This is a genomic window from Thioclava sp., assembly GCF_048263065.1.
Lineage (GTDB): Bacteria > Pseudomonadota > Alphaproteobacteria > Rhodobacterales > Rhodobacteraceae > Thioclava.
This window is the reverse complement of record NZ_JBLXEM010000003.1, coordinates 240,301-259,211: the sequence shown is the minus strand read 5'-3', so window position 1 is coordinate 259,211 and position 18,911 is coordinate 240,301. Positions and strand designations below refer to the sequence as shown.

General features: G+C 59.2%; 24 protein-coding genes. 5 read left to right on the top strand and 19 right to left on the bottom strand.

Annotation, left to right across the window (positions count from 1 at the left end; translation table 11 throughout):
• Window positions 1-85 precede the first annotated feature (85 nt).
• The 3 genes from ACN0SD_RS06595 to ACN0SD_RS06585 all read right to left on the bottom strand — a co-directional run bounded on the left by ACN0SD_RS06595 (window position 86) and on the right by ACN0SD_RS06585 (window position 1,375).
• Complete coding sequence (locus ACN0SD_RS06595; RefSeq protein ID WP_417807429.1) at window positions 86-595, bottom strand: MarR family winged helix-turn-helix transcriptional regulator; 510 nt, start codon at window positions 593-595, stop codon at window positions 86-88.
• Between the two features lie 127 nt (window positions 596-722).
• Window positions 723-998: a succinate dehydrogenase assembly factor 2 gene (locus ACN0SD_RS06590; protein ID WP_417807428.1), complete on the bottom strand. Its 276-nt coding sequence runs from the start codon at window positions 996-998 to the stop codon at window positions 723-725.
• Window positions 995-1,375 (bottom strand): helix-turn-helix domain-containing protein, encoded by a 381-nt coding sequence (locus tag ACN0SD_RS06585; protein ID WP_417807427.1) that lies wholly within the window; start codon window positions 1,373-1,375, stop codon window positions 995-997. The genes ACN0SD_RS06590 and ACN0SD_RS06585 overlap by 4 nt, the downstream gene beginning before the upstream one ends.
• Window positions 1,376-1,457: 82 nt before the next feature.
• Here ACN0SD_RS06585 and ACN0SD_RS06580 point away from each other — a divergent pair, with 82 nt between their 5' ends.
• From ACN0SD_RS06580 to ACN0SD_RS06570, 3 genes are all read left to right on the top strand, one after another.
• Complete coding sequence (locus ACN0SD_RS06580; RefSeq protein ID WP_417807426.1) at window positions 1,458-2,660, top strand: pyridoxal phosphate-dependent aminotransferase; 1,203 nt, start codon at window positions 1,458-1,460, stop codon at window positions 2,658-2,660.
• Window positions 2,661-2,691: 31 nt separating this feature from the next.
• Complete coding sequence (locus ACN0SD_RS06575) at window positions 2,692-3,093, top strand: hypothetical protein (protein WP_417807425.1); 402 nt, start codon at window positions 2,692-2,694, stop codon at window positions 3,091-3,093.
• 170 nt (window positions 3,094-3,263) lie between these two features.
• Window positions 3,264-3,860, top strand: coding sequence for a sulfotransferase family 2 domain-containing protein (locus tag ACN0SD_RS06570; protein ID WP_417807424.1), 597 nt, complete (start codon window positions 3,264-3,266; stop codon window positions 3,858-3,860).
• Window positions 3,861-3,898: 38 nt separating this feature from the next.
• Here ACN0SD_RS06570 and ACN0SD_RS06565 read toward each other — a convergent pair whose 3' ends face one another.
• From ACN0SD_RS06565 to ACN0SD_RS06525, 9 genes are all read right to left on the bottom strand, one after another.
• Window positions 3,899-4,486, bottom strand: coding sequence for a CHAP domain-containing protein (locus tag ACN0SD_RS06565; protein WP_417807423.1), 588 nt, complete (start codon window positions 4,484-4,486; stop codon window positions 3,899-3,901).
• Window positions 4,487-4,660: 174 nt separating this feature from the next.
• On the bottom strand, window positions 4,661-5,356 hold the full coding sequence (gene urtE / locus ACN0SD_RS06560) for an urea ABC transporter ATP-binding subunit UrtE (protein WP_417807422.1): 696 nt from the start codon (window positions 5,354-5,356) through the stop codon (window positions 4,661-4,663).
• Window positions 5,357-5,369: 13 nt separating this feature from the next.
• Complete coding sequence (gene urtD / locus ACN0SD_RS06555) at window positions 5,370-6,128, bottom strand: urea ABC transporter ATP-binding protein UrtD (RefSeq protein WP_417807421.1); 759 nt, start codon at window positions 6,126-6,128, stop codon at window positions 5,370-5,372.
• The gene (gene urtC, locus ACN0SD_RS06550) at window positions 6,125-7,348 is read right to left on the bottom strand and encodes an urea ABC transporter permease subunit UrtC (RefSeq protein WP_417807420.1); all 1,224 of its coding nucleotides are present in this window, start codon (window positions 7,346-7,348) and stop codon (window positions 6,125-6,127) included. Before urtC ends, urtD begins: the two co-directional genes overlap by 4 nt.
• Before the next feature lie 94 nt (window positions 7,349-7,442).
• Window positions 7,443-9,431 (bottom strand): urea ABC transporter permease subunit UrtB, encoded by a 1,989-nt coding sequence (gene urtB / locus ACN0SD_RS06545; RefSeq protein ID WP_417807419.1) that lies wholly within the window; start codon window positions 9,429-9,431, stop codon window positions 7,443-7,445.
• Window positions 9,432-9,481: 50 nt separating this feature from the next.
• On the bottom strand, window positions 9,482-10,783 hold the full coding sequence (urtA, locus tag ACN0SD_RS06540; RefSeq protein WP_417807418.1) for an urea ABC transporter substrate-binding protein: 1,302 nt from the start codon (window positions 10,781-10,783) through the stop codon (window positions 9,482-9,484).
• A 270-nt stretch (window positions 10,784-11,053) separates the two neighbouring features.
• The gene (gene ureG / locus ACN0SD_RS06535) at window positions 11,054-11,680 is read right to left on the bottom strand and encodes an urease accessory protein UreG (RefSeq protein WP_417807417.1); all 627 of its coding nucleotides are present in this window, start codon (window positions 11,678-11,680) and stop codon (window positions 11,054-11,056) included.
• A gap of 9 nt (window positions 11,681-11,689) precedes the next feature.
• Window positions 11,690-12,328, bottom strand: coding sequence for an urease accessory protein UreF (locus ACN0SD_RS06530; RefSeq protein ID WP_417807547.1), 639 nt, complete (start codon window positions 12,326-12,328; stop codon window positions 11,690-11,692).
• Complete coding sequence (locus ACN0SD_RS06525; RefSeq protein WP_417807416.1) at window positions 12,321-12,830, bottom strand: urease accessory protein UreE; 510 nt, start codon at window positions 12,828-12,830, stop codon at window positions 12,321-12,323. Before ACN0SD_RS06525 ends, ACN0SD_RS06530 begins: the two co-directional genes overlap by 8 nt.
• Before the next feature lie 71 nt (window positions 12,831-12,901).
• On the opposite strand from ACN0SD_RS06525, the gene ACN0SD_RS06520 reads away from it, so the two are divergent.
• On the top strand, window positions 12,902-13,240 hold the full coding sequence (locus ACN0SD_RS06520; protein WP_417807415.1) for a hypothetical protein: 339 nt from the start codon (window positions 12,902-12,904) through the stop codon (window positions 13,238-13,240).
• Between the two features lie 13 nt (window positions 13,241-13,253).
• On the opposite strand, the gene ureC is transcribed toward ACN0SD_RS06520, so the two are convergent.
• The 7 genes from ureC to ACN0SD_RS06485 all read right to left on the bottom strand — a co-directional run bounded on the left by ureC (window position 13,254) and on the right by ACN0SD_RS06485 (window position 17,699).
• On the bottom strand, window positions 13,254-14,960 hold the full coding sequence (gene ureC / locus ACN0SD_RS06515; protein ID WP_417807414.1) for an urease subunit alpha: 1,707 nt from the start codon (window positions 14,958-14,960) through the stop codon (window positions 13,254-13,256).
• Window positions 14,960-15,265 carry an urease subunit beta gene (locus tag ACN0SD_RS06510; RefSeq protein WP_417807413.1) on the bottom strand — a complete coding sequence of 102 codons (306 nt, stop codon included), beginning with the start codon at window positions 15,263-15,265 and terminating at the stop codon, window positions 14,960-14,962. Before ACN0SD_RS06510 ends, ureC begins: the two co-directional genes overlap by 1 nt.
• Before the next feature lie 4 nt (window positions 15,266-15,269).
• A complete protein-coding gene (locus ACN0SD_RS06505; protein WP_417807412.1) occupies window positions 15,270-15,449 on the bottom strand; it encodes a hypothetical protein in 180 nt (59 codons plus the stop codon).
• A 59-nt stretch (window positions 15,450-15,508) separates the two neighbouring features.
• Complete coding sequence (locus ACN0SD_RS06500) at window positions 15,509-15,811, bottom strand: urease subunit gamma (protein ID WP_417807411.1); 303 nt, start codon at window positions 15,809-15,811, stop codon at window positions 15,509-15,511.
• 9 nt (window positions 15,812-15,820) lie between these two features.
• Window positions 15,821-16,645, bottom strand: coding sequence for an urease accessory protein UreD (locus ACN0SD_RS06495; protein WP_417807410.1), 825 nt, complete (start codon window positions 16,643-16,645; stop codon window positions 15,821-15,823).
• Window positions 16,646-16,782: 137 nt separating this feature from the next.
• Entirely contained in the window at window positions 16,783-17,244 is a 462-nt protein-coding gene (locus ACN0SD_RS06490; protein ID WP_417807409.1) for an Lrp/AsnC family transcriptional regulator, read from the bottom strand.
• Window positions 17,241-17,699 carry an Lrp/AsnC family transcriptional regulator gene (locus tag ACN0SD_RS06485; RefSeq protein WP_417807408.1) on the bottom strand — a complete coding sequence of 153 codons (459 nt, stop codon included), beginning with the start codon at window positions 17,697-17,699 and terminating at the stop codon, window positions 17,241-17,243. The genes ACN0SD_RS06490 and ACN0SD_RS06485 overlap by 4 nt, the downstream gene beginning before the upstream one ends.
• Before the next feature lie 126 nt (window positions 17,700-17,825).
• On the opposite strand from ACN0SD_RS06485, the gene ilvC reads away from it, so the two are divergent.
• The gene (ilvC, locus tag ACN0SD_RS06480) at window positions 17,826-18,848 is read left to right on the top strand and encodes a ketol-acid reductoisomerase (protein WP_417807407.1); all 1,023 of its coding nucleotides are present in this window, start codon (window positions 17,826-17,828) and stop codon (window positions 18,846-18,848) included.
• Window positions 18,849-18,911 lie beyond the last annotated feature (63 nt).

Here is an 18,911-nt window from a genome sequence, read left to right as displayed (position 1 = left end):
AATTTCAGGAAACTTAAAACGCAGCGGCACCTTGCAGATCGAAGACAGCCGCCTTCTTAGCGGGCACGCCGCAACCACCGCGCGTTCAGTAAATATAACGGATCTGATCAGACCAATAGCGTTCCATCCGGCGCAGCGTGTGGTTCATTTCCTCCATCGCCTCAAACGAAATCACCCCGCGCGCATCCATCCCTTTGGCGTGCCGTGCGAACAAGGCCTCAACGTTTTCGCGCAACTCGCGGCCCTTGGGCGTCAAGCGCACCCGCACTGAACGGCGGTCAATTTCGCAGCGCTGATGATGCATATGGCCGGTTTCGACCAGCTTTTTGAGGTTATAAGATACGTTAGAGCCTTGGTAATAGCCGCGTGTCTTCAACTCGCCCGCCGTCACCTCATTCTCGCCGACATTGAACAGCAGCAGCGCCTGAACTGGATTGATCTCAAGGATGTTGAGCCTTTCAAACTCGTCCTTGATCACATCCAGCAGCAGCCGGTGCAGCCGTTCCAGCAGCGCAAGACTGTCCAGATAGCCCGCCATCAGCCCCGGCAGTCCCGGCGCGGGCGCCATATCATTTCCCATTTTCTGCACGGTCATCCGATTCTCCGCGAGTTCGCATTTCTAGGCTGCAACACTGGCGGGAAATGGCAAAGATACCGTTAAGCGCCCAAAACGCCCTATTTTAAGGCGTTTGGGGTGCAGCTAGACGGGGAATCGTTCGCGATCAGCTGCGCGTGATGTGACGCGCGCGGGCAAATTCGCCGATCTGCGCCAACAGCGCGCTATACTGCGCGGGGCACGGCTGCGCGCCCGACACCCACGGATATAGATCCTGATCGTTTTCCTCGAGCAAAGCGTCGTAGATATCCAAAGTGGGCGCATCAAGGCTGGCAAGCCGCTCATCGGAAAACGGCCCCAAAATCATATCCATTTCCTTGGTGCCGCGCCGCCAACTGCGCATCCGCATCCGTTTCAGGCGCGCTTCTGCCGTCTCGCTCATTCGCTTTCTCCTGCCAAAAGCCGCTTTTCCAACCGGCCCAATCGCGCATCCAGCTCTTCCAGGCCCGTGCGCACTTCGCGGATCTCGCGCACAAGGGCACGATCCGCCCCCGGCTCTGCCACCAGATCGGGCGGACCGTCAAGCCCCGCACCCTCACCCGTCAGCAGCCACATCAACGTCACGTTCAGCATCCCCGCCAGCATCTGCAACCGATTAGCGCGCGGCTCGGCCACATCGTCTTCCCATGCCCTTAGCGTTTCCAGACGCACGCCCAGCTTTTCCGCTAGTGCCTCTTGGGTCAGCCCCGCCGTTTCGCGCGCGCCAGCAAGGCGGTCGCCAAAGGTCGCACTTGCCTCGCCATACCAATCCTGCGCCATGATCGACTCCTGCTCTGTCTTGATTGCCTTCGCGCGCAAGCCTAAGACCGTTGACGCAAAGTTACAAACCGGAGGCGACCCGATGGCATTCCTTTCCGACACACTCGCGCGCGTGAAACCCTCGCCCACCGTTGCGATGACGGGCAAGGTGGCCGAGTTGCGTGCACAGGGGCGCGATGTGATCGGTCTGTCCGCGGGCGAGCCTGATTTCGACACGCCCGAAAACATCAAGGCGGCGGCGAAAGCAGCGATTGATGCGGGACGCACGAAATATACCGCCGTTGATGGTATCGCCGAGCTGAAATCCGCGATCTGCGCCAAATTCGACCGTGAAAACGGGCTGAGCTACACGCCGTCGCAAGTCTCGGTCAGCTCGGGCGGCAAACAGGTGCTGTTCAATGCGCTGATGGCGACGCTGAACGCGGGTGACGAGGTGATTATCCCCACGCCCTATTGGGTCAGCTATCCCGACATGGTGCTGATCGGCGGCGGCACGCCCGTGTTTGTGCAAGGCCAAGCCGATCAGGGCTACAAGATCAACGCACAGGCGCTAGAGGCCGCGATCACGCCCCAGACCAAGTGGTTCCTGTTCAACTCGCCCTCCAATCCCTCGGGGGCGGCCTATTCGCCAAGCGAACTCAAGGCGCTGACCGACGTGCTGATGCGCCACCCCGATGTCTGGGTGATGACGGATGACATGTACGAACATCTGACCTTTGACGGGTTCGAATTCACCACCCCCGCGCAGATTGAACCGGGGCTGTATGAGCGCACGCTGACCGTCAATGGCGTCTCCAAGGCCTATGCGATGACGGGCTGGCGGATTGGCTATGCGGCGGGGCCGGAACCGCTGATTGCCGCGATGCGCAAAGTGCAGTCGCAATCGACCTCGAACCCCTGCTCGATCAGCCAATGGGCGGCGGTTGAGGCGCTTAGCGGCCCGCAAGATTACATCGCCACCTCGTGCGCGGCGTTCAAACGCCGCCGTGATCTCGTGGTGGCGCAACTGAACGCCTGCCCCGGTATCACCTGCCCCACGCCCGAGGGGGCGTTTTACGTCTATCCCTCGATCAAAGAGTGTATCGGCAAGACCTCGGCCGGGGGCACCACGATCACCGACGACGCGGCCTTTGCCAACGCCCTGCTGGAAGAAGGAGACGTCGCCGTCGTGTTCGGCGCGGCCTTCGGGCTTTCACCGAACTTCCGCATCAGCTACGCTACCTCGGATGACGCATTGCTTGAGGCTTGCGCGCGCATCAAACGGTTTTGCGAAGGACTGCGATAAGGCCGAAAACGGCCAGCGGGGACATAGGTTTATGGGCGATCTGCCAGAGTATTACTTTCGGGTAAAAGACAACGGCGCTGCGGTGTTTCGCGTCGATACCGAGAACCGTCAGCGCCGCATCGAGTTGGACCAGATCGCGGTTGTTAATGTCAAAAATGGCGAGATCAAACCCCAAGGCGAGCGCGCCCTCACCCCCGAGGACCGCGCCGAGATCGAGGCCTGGATCACCCATCGCCGCGAGGTTCTAGGCGCGCGTGAAGTCGATGACATCCTACGCGCCGTCGATCACCTCAACCTTGTCACCCAATGGGCGCAATCCAAGGCAACCGACGCCCAGCTTGAAGAAATCACCGACACGCTGCTGCTGACCATGCACGATCTGCGCACGATCTTGGTGCGCAAAAAAGCGGATCGGTTGGTGGGGGACACTTGAGGGGGATGCCGCATTTCAGTGACGGACTGCAACCAAAAGACGTGGCAAAAGCCTTTAATAACGCGACCTTCATACACGGTTGGTAAGTTACAAGAACACTCTGCCTAAGCTTAAACCCAAGCAGACCAAATTTCGGAAAAATATCAAATTTCAAGTGAGGTAAACGGACCGTGTTAGTAGATCATCGCGCCAAGCTTGTCTCAGTTTCCGTTCCCAAAACTGGAAGCACATCAATCCACCACTCCCTTAAAAAGGCTCTTGGTGCCAATAATGAAACCAAAAGCAAGCTCGCGCCAGTTTACCACCTGAATGCTGAAGACATACGAAAAATAATGGGTCCACATAAGTTCGATTCATATTTCTCGTTTGGCGTCACGCGCAATCCTTTTGACCGGATGGTTTCGTTGTTTCACGACTTCCACGATCAACGGGGCTTAATCAAAGCGAGCACGTTCGAAGATTTCATTCTCAATCGCTTCGATGAGAAATGGAGCCAGCAAATTCACTTTCTGCCTCAATCGTTTTTTCTTCACTCAGCCAGCGGACAAGTAACGTCAGAAGCTTATCGCTTTGAAGACGGTCTCGAAAATATTTTGGGAAAAATTGTCGACAGGCTTGATCTCAAAAACGTAGAAATCGGACACGCCAGAAAAAGTGCACGCAAAAAATGGCAAGACTATTATTCAAATACGAAAACGGCAGAGGTTGTGCGAACTGTTTACGCGTCTGATTTTGAGGCTTTCAATTACCCCACTGAGGTGCAGTAAGTTTCACAATTCTGCTGCCTCAGAATGCCCCGCCGCATTTAACTCCGCGCCTGCACCCCGTTAGTGATAAAGCCCGAGACTGGATAAACGCTGCCCAGTGCGTTTGGCTGACTCATTACGCGCACTTGGCTCCAGTCGTTTTTGCGCGACACGTCCATCACGATCATATCCAGCGAGACCTGATTGCGCTTCCAGTTGGCGTGATCAATGCGGATCTGGCGCGGCGAGTCGACGGCCGAGACAACCGCGACATGACCCAGCGGAATCTTGCGGCTTGATGAAAACGCCATCACCGCGCCGACTTTGGGCGTGTGGCCGCGCTCATACGTTCCATGTGCCTTTGACCACCACGTCCGCGCATTACCGCGAATTTCAACGCCCGAGGCATTGCGCGCGAACGGCACGCACCAGACCCGCTGACGCTGGGCGCGCATCTTCTTGGCGACCGCGACCGCATAGGCGCGGCGTTCGGGGGACACGCCCGACTGCTCCTGCGCGCTGGCGAAATTCATCGCCGGATCAGCCGATAGTTTCGTACCATCCGAACAGGCGGCAACAGTTGCCAAAACGGCAATCAAGAGGGGCAGACGAAACGTCAGTTTCGAGGTGGTGTTGATGTTGGGCATTTGGTCACTGTCTCGCGGGCTACGGGCTTTATGGCTTCAGAGCCGATTGTTTCCAAAACCCATAGCGAGAAAGCCACGTTTCGCGAAAGCCTATCTGTCGCCGCCCACCGCAAGCGGCGGAAATTCGCCGATTTTAGCCGCCCCAACCGCCTCAGCACGCGCCCAAGGCTTGCCTCAGACCGAGACCACCTCGCGCAACACCTCACGCGTCAGGGTCTCTTTCGTGCCTTCCATCGCCACCGCGCCGCGTTTGAGCACATAAAACCGATCCCCCAGATCATGGGCAAAGTCGAAATACTGCTCGACCAGAACAATCGCGATATCGCCCTTGTCGCGCAGATAGGAAATCACCCGCCCGATCTGGTGGATGATGTTGGGCTGGATGCCTTCGGTCGGCTCATCCAGCAACAAAAGCTTGGGCTTCATCAGCATCGCGCGCGCAATCGCAAGCTGCTGCTGCTGCCCGCCCGACAGATCGCCGCCACGGCGATTCAGGAACTCCTTCAGGATCGGAAACAGCTCGTAAATCTCGTCGGGAATGAAATGTTCCGATTTCGGCAAACAGGCAAATGCCGTTTCCATATTCTCGCGCACACTCAGCAGCGGGAATATCATCCGCCCCTGAGGCACATAACCCAGTCCCGCGCGCGCCATGCCTTGCGGCGGCACATGCCCCATCTCGGCCCCGTCCAAGACCACATCCCCGCCCGAGCGGATATGCGTCCCCGAGATCGCCTTGAGCAGCGAGGTCTTGCCCACCCCGTTCGTGCCCATGATGCAGGTCACCTCGCCCGCGCGGGCCTGCATGTCGATGCCATACAGGATCTGACTGCCGCCATAGTGCAGCGTCAGCCCTTGCGTACGTAACATCGCGGTTTTCACGTCAGCGTCCAAGATACACCTCGATCACCTTTTTATCCGCCGTCACATGATCTAGCGATCCTTCGGCCAGAACCGCCCCCTCATGCAGCACCGTGACCCGACAATTCAGACGGCGCACGAACTCCATGTCATGCTCGACCACGACCACCGCGCGCGTGCGGGCCAGATCGACCAGCAACGCGGTTGTCGCCTCACGCTCGGCCAAAGTCATGCCGGCGGCGGGTTCATCGACCAGCAACAGCTTGGGTTCCTGTGCCAACAGCATCCCGATCTCTAGCCATTGTTTCTGCCCGTGGCTCAACTCACCCGCCTTACGCGGCAGTTGATCTGCTAAGCCCACTTGCGCGGCAACCTCGGCCACGCGGGCATCGTCCTTGGTCCCGGCCCGCCAGAACAGCACCTTCCACGGGCTGCGCGCGGCTTTGAGCGCCATCATCAGATTGTCGGTGACCGATTGATCCTCAAACACCGTGGGGCGCTGAAACTTGCGCCCGACCCCGGCGCGCGCGATCTGCGCCTCGTTGCGCCGCAGCAGATTAGTGGACATCGGCCCCCATAAAACCGTGCCCTCATCGGGGCGGGTCTTGCCGGTGACGATATCCATAAAGGTCGTCTTGCCCGCGCCATTGGGGCCGATCACCGCGCGCAGCTCGGCTGGGCCGATGTTGAAACTAAGATTGTTGATCGCCTTGAACCCGTCAAAGCTGACCGAGATGCCCGAGACCTCCAATAGCGTGCCAGAGCCTGCGCCGATACTCATTCCCGCGCCTCCTCTTCTTGCAAGCTGCCTGCATCGGGGCCAAGCGGCGTGCCGCCCCGTTTGGGCGGGCGCAGCCCCGCGATCAGATCGACCAAGCCCGACAGCCCCTTGGGCGCAAGCAACGTGACCAACACGAAAGCCAGCCCCAGCAACACCTGCCACCAATCGACCCATTTGATCGTGTAAAACCCAAGCGGCACGTCAGGCACCCGCCCTCCGGTAAACCAGCTTGAAACGATAGAGACGAAAAACGCCCCCATCACCGCGCCATATAGCCGCCCACGCCCGCCAATCGCGACCCAGACCGCCAGATAGATCGAGGCAATCGGCGCCATCTCTCCGGGGTTGATGATACCCGCCTGCGGATAATACAGCGCCCCCGCAATCGCCGCGATCACCGCCGTTAAGGTAAAGACGAACAGCTTGAACCCCTCAACCGGATAGCCCAGAAAGCGCACCCGCGCCTCGTCATCGCGAATACCGCGCATCACCGAGCCGAACTTGCCCGACACAATCGCTGATGCGAGGATATACCCCAAAGCCAGCGCCAGCGCCGAAGCCCACAGAAACCAGACCGAGGAATGATCCTGATCCGCGCTGAGGCCAGGAATGTTTTGCAGCCCCGACAAGCCATTGTTGCCGCGCAGCCCGCTTTCGTTTTGAAACAGATACAGCGCCAGCGCCAGCGTCATCGCCTGCGTCAGGATCGACAGATACACCCCCGTCACGCGCGAGCGAAACGCCAGCCAGCCAAACACCAGCGCCAGCAGCCCCGGCACCAGAACGACAAACAGCAATTGCATCGGCAAGCTGCCCGCAAAGCTCCAAATTGCAGGCAGTTTCGAGCTACCCACGACGCCGAAAATCTGGCTACCAATCGCGTCTTGCAGCTCTTGCGGGGTCATCGGGAAATCGCTGGCCGATTTCAGCACGATATCGCGCGTGCGCTCATACATCAGCCACATGCCGATCATGTAGCCGCCAAGGCCGAAAAACGCGAAATGGCCAAGGCTCAGAATGCCCGTGTAGCCCCAGACCAGATCCATCGCGATGGCGATCAGGCACAGGCACAGCGTCTTGCCCAAGGTCTTGACCATCGAGGTCGAAATCAGCCCCGGCCCATAGGCATGGCTCAGCAAGGTGATTGTCAGCGTGAACACCGCAAGGATCAGCAGGAACCAGATCACCGAGGGGTTCTTGACCAGAAATCCGGGTCTCATGCGCCTGCCTCCGATGTCGCAGCGGGGGTTTCGCACCCCCGCCCCCCCGCGGGATATTTGAGCCAAGGGGAAAGGGAAAACGGGTGTGCCATGCTCAATCCCCCGCCGCCCGGCCCTTGAGCGCGACGATGCCGCGCGGGCGGAATTGGATGAAGATGATGATGAACAGGATCATGTAGGTTTGTGCGGCCAAAGTGTTGGAAGGGTTCAGGAACTCGATCCCCTTTTGCAGTCCGCCAATCAGCGTCGCACCCGCCAGCGTGCCAAAAATTGAGCCGACCCCGCCCACAACCACGGTCATGAAGCTTTGGACAATGTAGTCTTGTCCCATCTCCGAGGTGACCTTGGCGAATAACCCGATAGCGACGCCTGCGATCCCGGCGATCCCCGAACCAAAGCCAAAGGCCAGCATATTGATGCGATCCGGGTTGATCCCCATTGACGCCGCCATCGAAGGATTTTGCGTCACCGCGCGCACCTCAAGGCCCAGCCGCGTACGTTTCATCACCCACAGGTAAAGGGCGAGAAAAACAACGGCGAGCACGAAGATCGCAATGCGAATATAGCTGATCGAGACGATGTCGTTGATCTGCAGCGCCCCGTCCAGCCAAGGCGGCGAGGTCAGTGGGCGCGCCTGCGTGCCAAAGATATTCTTGAACAGCTGTTGCAGCGCAATCGAGATCCCAAAGGTCGCCAAAAGCGTTTCCAATGGCCGCTTGTAAAGCCAGCGGATCACCAGCCGCTCCATCGCTACCCCCGCGCCAAAGGTAATCGCGAAGGCCAGCGGCAGCGCGATCAGGATCGAGGCGGTGTAATCGGGCACGAATTGCTGCACCACATAGCCGGTATACGCGCCCATCGTGATGAATTCGCCATGCGCCATGTTGATAACGCCCATGATGCCAAAAGTGATCGCGAGCCCAATCGCCGCAAGGAAATAGATCGAAGCTAGCGACAGCCCGTCGAGCCCCAAATCCACGCTTTGCATCATCGCGACTTGGCGGCTGACGCGGGCCAGTCCGGCCTCGGCGGCCTGTGTGACCAGCGCGTCAGGCTCGGCGTAGATGTCGGCGTAACTATGGGCGTCGATCTGGGCCTGCGCCTCGGCCGCGCTCAGGTGCGGCGCAACCGTGCCCGCCTTGGCCAGCGCACTATAGGCCAGCTCGCGTTTGGCGGGATCGGACATCTCCGCCAACGGCAAACCGCCAACTTTACCATCTACCACATTGGCCGCCAGCGCCTGTTTCATCGCGCCCTCGCTGATGCGTTTAGGGGCCATCTGCGCCGCGACCAGCAGCGCATAGGCCTTGGTCTCACTCAGGTCGCGACCGGGGCGCAACGTTTTGGCGATATTGCCTCCCGGCTCGCCGGCAAATGCCTTGCGGGTCCTTGCAACCAACGGGTTTAGCGTCGCGCGCAAATCCAGCCCGGTGTCAGACCCAAAGCTGTCTATCGCAGCGACACGTTCACCCGCGTCCTTGCCAAAGCGGATCGTCAGCAACCGCTCAAGCCGTTGTTTTTCAGCTTTGATCTGGCCGTCCGGCTCATCCGCGATTGAGGCGCGCAACGGCGCCAGATGGCTGGCCTCGCCGTCGCGCTCAATCGCCGTCAGCGCCTCACGCCGCTTGGCCGGGTCAGGATCGGACAGCAGGAACCGCACAAGCGCTGCGCCAATCACCGCACGCACGCCGGAATTGGGTTTGACCTCGGAAATCTCGCTGCGCGGCGCACGGCCTGCCGATGCGCCCGTCACCGGATCGCTCAGCGCATAGTCCTGCCCCTGCTTTTCGATCAGGAACAATGCGTCATCCGACTTGCGCAGCCCAACGCGCCGATCTGCCCAAGCCTGCAAAAAGCGCGAGGCACCGGGGCCGGAGGCGGCGATTTCGTCGATCACCGGGCCGATCGTGCGCCGCGAAGGTTTGGCGATTTGCGTGACATGAGCACTTAGCACAGCGCCCAATCCCGAGGGCGAAGCCGCCGTTTCAGACGCCTCCAAGACTGGCTGATCGGGGCTGTCTTGCGCAACGCCGGGCAGCGCCAGCATTAAGAAGAGTCCCAGCGTCATTAATACCTTGCGCATCCCGCCCCCTTGAAAATCGGCGGGGAGAGAAGCCCCCCGCCTCAGGTCGATCAGTAGTTCGACTTCTTTTGCACGCAGGTCTTGGTTTCGGTGTTGTACATGCCGCAATCGAGCCCCGGCCAATCCGATTTCAGCACCGCCGATTCCGGCAGGAAATCGGTCCAGGCATCGCCCGGCACCGGGTCGGTCTGGCTGATGATGTCAAACTGGCCATCGGCCTGAATTTCGCCAATCAGCACCGGCTTCGTCAGATGGTGGTTTGGCAGCATTGTGGCTGTGGTGCCCGTCAGGTTGGGGAATTCCTGCCCCGGCATCGCGGCGATCACCTTGTCAATATCGGTGGAGGCAACCTGCGTCACCGCCTGCACCCACATGTTAAAGCCGATATAAGTGGCCTCCATCGGGTCATTGGTCACGCGGGCATCGTCGCCCGTGTAGGCGTGCCATTGCTTGATAAACGCGGCGTTTTCAGGGGTGTCGGAACTCTCGAAATAGTTCCAGGCAGCAAGCTGGCCGACGAGGTTCTTCAGATCGGCCTCGCCCAGACCCGACAGCTCTTCTTCGCCCACCGAAAAGGCCACGACCGGAATGTCATCGGCTGTGATGCCGCTTGCCGCGAGTTCCTTGTAAAACCCGATATTGGCATCGCCATTGATCGTCGAGATCACGCCGACCTTCTTGCCATCCGCGCCCAACGCCTTGACGTCAGACACAATTTTCGACCAATCCGATTGCCCGAAAGGCGTGTAGTTGACGAAAATGTCGCTCTCCGCGATGCCCTTGGATTTCAGATAGGCGTCCAGAATGTTGTTCGTGGTGCGCGGGTAGACGTAATCTGTGCCCAGCAGCGCGAATTTCTCAACGCCCAGTTCCTCAAGGAAATAATCGACCGCCGGGATCGCTTGCTGGTTCGGGGCCGCGCCGGTGTAGAACACGTTGCGCGAGCTTTCCTCGCCCTCATATTGCACCGGGTAGAACAGCAAACCGTTCAGTTCTTCAAGAACCGGCAACACCGATTTACGGCTCACCGAGGTCCAGCACCCAAAGATCACATCGACCTTATCGACCGAGATCAGCTCTCGCGCTTTTTCCGCAAACAGCGGCCAATCCGAGGCCGGATCGACCACGACCGCCTCCAGCATCTTGCCGTTGATCCCGCCTTTTTTGTTCTGCTCTTCAATCAGCATTAAAACGGTGTCTTTCAGCGTGGTTTCCGAAATCGCCATCGTCCCCGAAAGCGAGTGCAAAACCCCGACCTTGATCTTTTCACCCTCTGCAAAAGCAATGCTTCCCGTCATCGAAGCCGCGCCCGCAAAGGCGGCTGAAATCATAAGATTGCGCCGTGTCAGCATGTGTTTTCCTTCGTTGTGTCAGCGCGCGAGGCCTGTATTCGGCAAGCTCTTGTCGCGGCGGCTGATCCCCCAATGTTGATTGCAGTGCGCAGATCCATGCTGCGACCGATGGCCCGGTTTCGGCGCCTCAACCATCGAAGCCGCGACCGCTGCATTGCGGCAAAATAAACCGCGCAACCGCCGCATAAATCACGCCAAGAAGGCGAATTTGCTGAAATTTCATACGTGAAAATATAGAAACTGCGCAATTTTTCAGCGCAAAATACTCAGTTACATAAGAATCGCCTTCGGCAGTAAACCGCCTTCGCGGATCAAAAACGCCACCACATCTTCGACCCCCGCCCCTTGGCGCAGCCGCGCCAGCACATAAGGTTTATCGCCCCGCGCGCGCTTCGTGTCACTCTCCAATAGATCCAGATCGACCCCGACATAGGGCGCAAGATCGGTCTTGTTCACCACAAGCAGGTCCGATTTCGTCACCCCCGGCCCGCGTTTGCGCGGAATATCCTGCCCCGCCGCCGTGTCGATCACATAGATCGTCAGATCGGCCAATTCGGGGCTGAACGTGGCGGCCAAATTATCGCCGCCCGATTCAATCAGCACCAGTTCCAGATCGGGAAACGCGCGGTTGAGATCGGCAATCGCGGCGAGGTTGATCGAGGCATCCTCGCGGATCGCCGTGTGCGGACACCCCCCCGTTTCCACACCGCGAATCCGATCCGCAGGCAGCACTTGCGCGCGCATCAACGCCTCGGCATCCTCGCGCGTATAGATGTCATTGGTCACCACCGCCATCGACAGCCGCGGCGCCAGCGCGCGGGCCAGTTGCTCGGTCAGCGTCGTCTTGCCCACGCCCACCGGCCCGCCAATTCCTACGCGTAAAGGTCCGTTGCCCATACTCCCCCCTCAGGTCCTGAACAGACGCACATCCAGCGTCTCATGTTGCATTGCCGCCATCTCGGCGCGAAAGGCGCTGGTCGCGATATCGGTCGTCTTCGCCTGCGCGGCGCGCTGCGCAATCTGGGTAATCTGCCCATGCATCTCGGCAAGCACGCGTTGACCGGAGATTTGTCCTAAAGGGACAAGTCTAACCGCCGCTGACACCAAGTTCGCCGCGAAAGAATGTAGAAAAAGTGCTATTACCTGATCGGGCGCAAGCGGCAAATTGCGCGCCGCATCAGCCACCGACACCGGCAAAGCACGCGGCGACACCGCGACCCCGCGCAGACCCTCTTGCGCACGCGCAAAGGCCGCCCCCTGCTCCACCGTTTCGTGCAACCGCTCTGCCGAGCCCGCAAGCGCTCGCGCCAGATCATCCAGCGCACCCAGATCTTCACCGCGAAAACCGCAGGCCAGCAGCACCGCATCGCTCCAGCCAGCGCCATACGTCAGCACATCCTCCAGCCAATGCGCGAAGCTGCCCGCATCCGTCACATCACCCGCCGCAATCGCCTGCTCGAGCCCGTGGCTATAGGCGAAAGCCCCCGTCGGAAACCCCGGCGAAAGCCATTGCATCAGCGACAAATGCGCGGCGATCTCAGGCATGATCGTGACTGTGGTGATGATGCCCTTGGCCGTGATCGTGATGATGGCTGTGGCCGTGGTCGTGGCCCATCGTGCGGCCCATCCCATAGGCGCCGCCCTCGGGTTGGAAGGGTTCAACACCGGGGCTGACCTGCGCACCAAGCCCCTTGAGCATCCCCTCCAGCACATGATCCGCCCGGATCACCAAGCGGTCCGGGCGGATCTGACAAGGCGTGTGGCGATTGCCGATATGCCAAGCCAGCCGCGCCAGATCGCCCCGGATCACCAGCACCGGTTCCAACGCCGGGCGCACCTCAATGAACCGCCCATCCGCCAGCACAAACGCCTCACCTCCGTGCAGATTCGTGACCTCGGCCAGATCGACCAAAAACCCCACCCCCGAATCCGCCACCAAACGTTTGCGGCGCAAAAATCGTCCTTCGTAATCCAGCGCAACATGATCAGTAGCACCCTGCCATGCACCCTTTTTAGCAATTTTTACGGCCGTCGGAAAATCACTCATCGCGCTATCTCCATTAACATTTTTTCAAGCTTCTACACGCAGGATTGGGGCAAGACCGATGGAGAAACAGAATGTTCGATTACCGCGCCCCTGCCGATGAACTCGCTCTCGTCCGCGCCGAAATTGCTCGGCTCAAACGCCGCGAGGCTGTCTTGCGCGAGGCGTATCTGACCCGCGCCGACATGCCTAAGATTGGCCGTTGGAGCAAGGTCGAGATCCGCACAGAACGGCACGCCGTCTTTGACCCGCGTCTGCTGCCCGCATCCATTCGCAACGACCCCGCCTATCAGCGCGATAAGGTGATGCGCGTTTTGCGCACCGCGCCCACTGAGCGCGCCGCGAAACGCTTGCCCGAAATCGTCGCCCCGGCTCACCCCCAATGGGCTGCGCCTCTCACTCTGGTCTCGTAAGTGCATTGCCCCCTCAGAACAGAAAGTAACGCTGTGCCAGCGGCAAGGTTGTCGCAGGTTCGCAGGTCAGTAACTCGCCATCTGCGCGCACCTCATATGTTTCGGGATGCACATCGATCTGGGGCGTAGCCGCGTTGTGAACCATATCCGCCTTGCCGATCTTGCGGGTGTTTTCCACCGCCAGCGTCGATTTTTGCAAGCCCAGCGCCGCCGCAATACCATTGGTCTGCGCGGCTTGGGACACGAATGTTACGCTTGATGCGTGACGCGCCCCGCCCAAGGCCCCAAACATATTGCGCGTGTAAAACGGTTGCGCCGGGATCGAGCCGTTCGGATCGCCCATCTGGGCCGAAACGATCATGCCACCAATCAGCACCATCTCGGGCTTGGCTGCAAAAAACGCCGGATTCCACAGCACCAGATCGGCGCGTTTACCAACCTCGATAGATCCGATATGCCGACTCATCCCATGGCAGATTGCCGGGTTAATCGTATACTTTGCGATATAGCGTTTGACGCGCGCATTGTCGTTTTCGCCCTGCTCTTCAGGCAACCGCCCGCGCTGCTTGCGCATCTTGTCCGCCGTTTGCCAGCAGCGAATGATTACCTCACCGACCCGCCCCATTGCCTGTGAATCCGAGCTGATAATCGACATCGCGCCCATATCATGCAGGATATCTTCCGCCGCGATCGTCTCTTTGCGAATGCGGCTTTCGGCGAATGCCACATCCTCGGGCACCTTATTATCAAGGTGATGACAGACCATCAGCATATCGAGATGCTCTTCAACCGTGTTGGCCGTGTAGGGCCGCGTCGGGTTGGTCGAGGACGGGATCACATTGGGCGAACTCACCACTTTCAGGATGTCCGGCGCATGCCCGCCCCCCGCACCCTCGGTGTGAAACGCGTGAATCGTGCGCCCCTTGATTGCCGCAAGCGTGTTTTCCACAAAACCGCTCTCGTTCAGCGTATCCGTGTGAATCATCACCTGCACATCCATGTCATCGGCCACGGACAGGCAGCAATCAATCGCGCCCGGAGTTGTGCCCCAATCTTCATGCAGCTTCAGCGCCGCCGCCCCGCCATTCACCATCTCAACCAGCGCCTCGGGACGCGAGGCATTGCCCTTCCCCGACAGCGCAAGATTGACCGGAAGCGCATCAAAACTTTGCAACATCCGCCCGATATGCCACGGCCCCGGCGTGCAGGTCGTCGCCAGCGTGCCATGTGCCGGCCCCGTGCCACCGCCCAGCATCGTCGTGATCCCAGAGGCCAGCGCGTCTTCAATCTGCTGCGGACAGATGAAATGGATATGCGCGTCAAAGCCGCCCGCGGTCAGGATTTTTCCTTCGCCCGCAATGGCTTCGGTGCCCGGACCGATGATGATATCGACGCCCGATTGCGTATCAGGGTTGCCCGCCTTGCCGATCGCCGCAATCATCCCGTCGCGCAAGCCCACGTCGGCCTTATAAATCCCCGTATGATCCACAATCAGCGCATTGGTAATGACCGTATCCACCGCTCCGCCCGCCCGCGAGATCTGGCTTTGCCCCATCCCGTCACGAATGACCTTACCGCCACCGAACTTTACCTCTTCACCGTAAGTCGTGAGATCGCGCTCAACCTCGATGAGCAGATCAGTGTCGGCGAGCCGCACCCGGTCACCCGTGGTAGGGCCAAACATATCGGCATAGGTCGCGCGCGAGATCGTTGCAGCCATTACAGCGCCCCCATTACTTTCTGATTAAAACCATAAACTTGCCGAGCGCCACCAAAGGGAACAAGCCGCACTTCGCGCGACTGACCCGGCTCAAACCGCACCGCCGTGCCTGCCGCGATATCGAGCCGATAGCCACGCGCCGCTGCACGATCAAACTCCAGCGCCGGATTCGTTTCGCCGAAATGATAATGGCTGCCGACTTGCACCGGACGGTCGCCGGTATTCGCCACCATCAGCGTAAGCACCTCGGCCCCGGCATTCAGCGTGATTTCACCATCAGCGGGCAGAATTTCCCCCGGGATCATCGCCTCACCCCCGGTTGCGGCGCAAAACGCGCACCAGTTCCGGCGCAAGATAGGCCGCGGCGGTCAGTGCCAGCACGCCGATCATCGGGCCATCATGGAAAAACCATGTCGTGCCCGCGCTATGACCGGGATGGGCCAGCGCGACGCTGGGCGCGAGGACGGCTAGGGTTACTAATAGCTTCATCAGACAGGCTTTCTTTAGCATAACTTATTTTGAGGGCTTAAGAATAAGCAGGGCTTATCTCAGCGGATGGGGTGGTGGACGGTCACAAGTTTGGTGCCATCGGGAAAGGTTGCCTCGACTTGGATTGAATGGATCATCTCAGGGATTCCCGACATGCATTGCTCGGCCGTGATCACGCCCGCGCCTGCCTCCATCAGGTCGGCGACCGTGCGGCCTTCGCGCGCGCCTTCGACGACGAAATCACTAATGATCGCAATCGCTTCGGGATGGTTAAGCTTTACGCCCCGCTGCAACCGCCCACGCGCGACCATTGCCGCAAGACTGATCAGGAGTTTGTCTTTTTCTCTTGGTGTCAGGTTCATCTATTCCCCTCAGATCTGCCAGACGCGCGGTGCTGCCTGCCCACGACGCAAGCATTCCATCAAACGCAAAATCTGGCGGCGCAGCGGCCAGTTTTCGCGCGCCAGCAGGCGGATGACGCATTTTCCGTCAAAGCCCGAAACTGCGCCCTCAACCCCCGACTCATCTAGGACTGCACGCGCGGCCTCGGCTGCATCTTGTGCATCCTGTGCGCATAAAACCAAGGTCGCCATCGCGCGCGCCTCGCCCAGAATTGCCGAGCGCGTGCCCTGCGCCAGTATGTCGGAATTGAGCAAGAATGGTTCAACAAATATGGGTTTTCCGGCTCTTTCGATCCGCCGCATGTCGAAAAACTGCAAGTCCGATACGCGTTCGCCCATTGCGATCCGCCCCAAAACAACGGCCTCAAGCATCAGGCATCCTGCGTCTGGTGCCAGCTCGATCACTGTTTCGCGCGCGAGCTTGGCGCGATCAAACAGGATCGTTTCTTGCGGCAGCCAATCCAGCCAACACCTGGCACCCACGCGATGGCGCACTTGCACCTCGGCGCGACCGTCATCGGCGCGATATGCACGTTCGGCTGCCTGAGTGGTTGCCACGACGCGCGCGCCATCGCGCAGATCGCAGGCATATTCCAGCGTATCACCCGCGGTTAACCCACCGGATGTATTGAGGAAAACGATTTCCGGTTCCGCCGTGACCCGTGGCAAGATTGCCTTGGCCGATCCGCGTTGTTGCAATGTGCGCAACCGCGATCCGTCAAACGCCACGCGCGCTGCGCCGTACGAGCGCTGCATCACTGGTGGTGCAATATTGGCGGCTTTGACATCTAGCATTGGACCCTCTTGCACGATCCAAACGCTGAGCAGGGATAACGTCCATTCTTGGCGGATTTATCGCAGCGCGGAGGCGCACGACAATGACAGAATTGCTCATTTAGGGCGCGCATCGCCTATTTTTTACGCAGGAAAAATTAACCTAACGGACCCGGACGTCGCTCTTCGCTGAGCAACACATTCGCCTCGACCTGACCGACACCGGGAAGCGTCATAATCCGACGCCGCAACACACGCTCAAAATCTGGTAGATCTCGCGCAGTCACCCGCAAGCGATAGTCAAACAGCCCCAAGACGTGCTGCACCACCTGCACCTCGGGGATGGCGGTCACGGCGCGCTCAAAGTCATCAAGACTCACGCGGCCCTTCGCCGCCAGCTTGATGCCCAAAAACACGGTCACCCCAAATCCGAGCGCCTCTTGATCAAGATCCACGCGCCGACCGGCCAACACGCCCGCCGTCTCAAGGCGCTTGATTCGCCGCCACGTCGCGGGTTGCGACAGCCCCAAATGCCGCCCCAATGCGCCCGCACTTTGCGTGGCATCTTGTGTCAGCGCGCGCAAAATGGCGCGATCCAGATCATCGAGATCAAGGCTCATAGCGCCAACTCCGCGCTGGATTTGATCGTTGAAACCAGCATCAATGCGTCGAGTTCAGCGATATGCGGCAAGGTCAAAATGCGCTTGCGATAAATCTCTTGGTAATGCGCCATGTCGCGCGCGATGATTTGCAAACGCATATCAGTCGAGCCAAGAAAACTTTGGATTTCAATAACCTCTGGAACCTCTCGCGCGGCAATAGTGAATTCATCAAAGGCGCGCGGATCTGTTTTGTCGAGGGTAAAGCGCAGGCTCACCTCAACCTCCCAGCCCAAGGCATGCCAGTTGATCACGGCATGCTCACCACGCAAGACGCCAGCCTCCCGCAACCGCTCAATCCGACGCCAGCAGGTCGCGGCTGTGACACCGGCGCGCTCGGCTAGATCGGCGACCGATAGGCCCGGCTCTGCCATCATCTGACGCAAGATTCGTCGGTCGGCGTCACTGATTTGCATGAATTTCTCATCTGTATAGTTTACTACGAATTGTTTTTGCCAAATGACGGCGATTTTATCAAGTTTCGAAAGTATACTCGACTAAACATGCCTATTGTTGCCTCCAGACATCAAAGGAGGAACGCCATGCGCGTCTATTACGATCGCGATTGCGATGTGAACCTGATCAAAGACAAAAAAGTCGCCATTCTGGGCTATGGCAGCCAGGGCCACGCCCATGCGCTGAACCTGCGCGACAGTGGCGCGAAGAATGTTGTCGTCGCGCTGCGTGATGGCAGCCCCTCGGCGAAAAAGGCCGAGGGCGAAGGCCTTAAGGTTATGGGAATCGCCGAAGCGGCCGCTTGGTGTGACGTGATCATGTTCACCATGCCCGACGAATTGCAGGCTGAGACCTACAAAAAATATGTTCATGACAACCTTAAAGAGGGCTCGGCGATTGCCTTTGCCCACGGTCTGAACGTGCATTTCGGCCTGATCGAGCCCAAGCCGGGCATCGACGTGATCATGATGGCGCCCAAAGGTCCGGGCCACACGGTGCGCGGCGAATATGTCAAAGGCGGCGGCGTGCCCTGCCTTGTGGCAGTGGAAAATGACGCGACCGGCAAGGCGATGGATATCGGTTTGAGCTATTGCTCGGCGATCGGTGGCGGGCGCTCGGGCATCATCGAGACCAACTTCCGTCAGGAATGCGAAACCGACCTGTTTGGTGAGCAGGCCGTGCTATGTGGCGGCTTGGTTGAGCTGATCCGCATGGGCTTTGAGACGCTGGTCGAGGCCGGATATGAGCCCGAAATGGCTTATTTCGAATGCCTTCACGAGGTGAAGCTGATCGTGGATCTGATCTACGAAGGCGGCATCGCGAACATGAACTACTCGATCTCTAACACCGCTGAATATGGTGAATATGTTTCGGGTCCGCGCATCCTGCCCTATGACGAGACGAAGGCCCGGATGAAAGCGGTTCTGTCCGACATCCAAACCGGCAAATTCGTGCGTGATTTCATGCAGGAAAACACCGTTGGCCAGCCCTTCTTCAAGGCGACGCGCCGGATCAATGACGAGCACGAGATCGAGCAAGTCGGTGCCAAGCTGCGCGCCATGATGCCGTGGATCTCCAAAGGCAAAATGGTTGATAAAGATCGCAACTAAGGCGCGACGACATGCATCAGGAGGGGCGCCTTGCGGGGCGCCCTTTTTCTTGTCAGAGTCTAG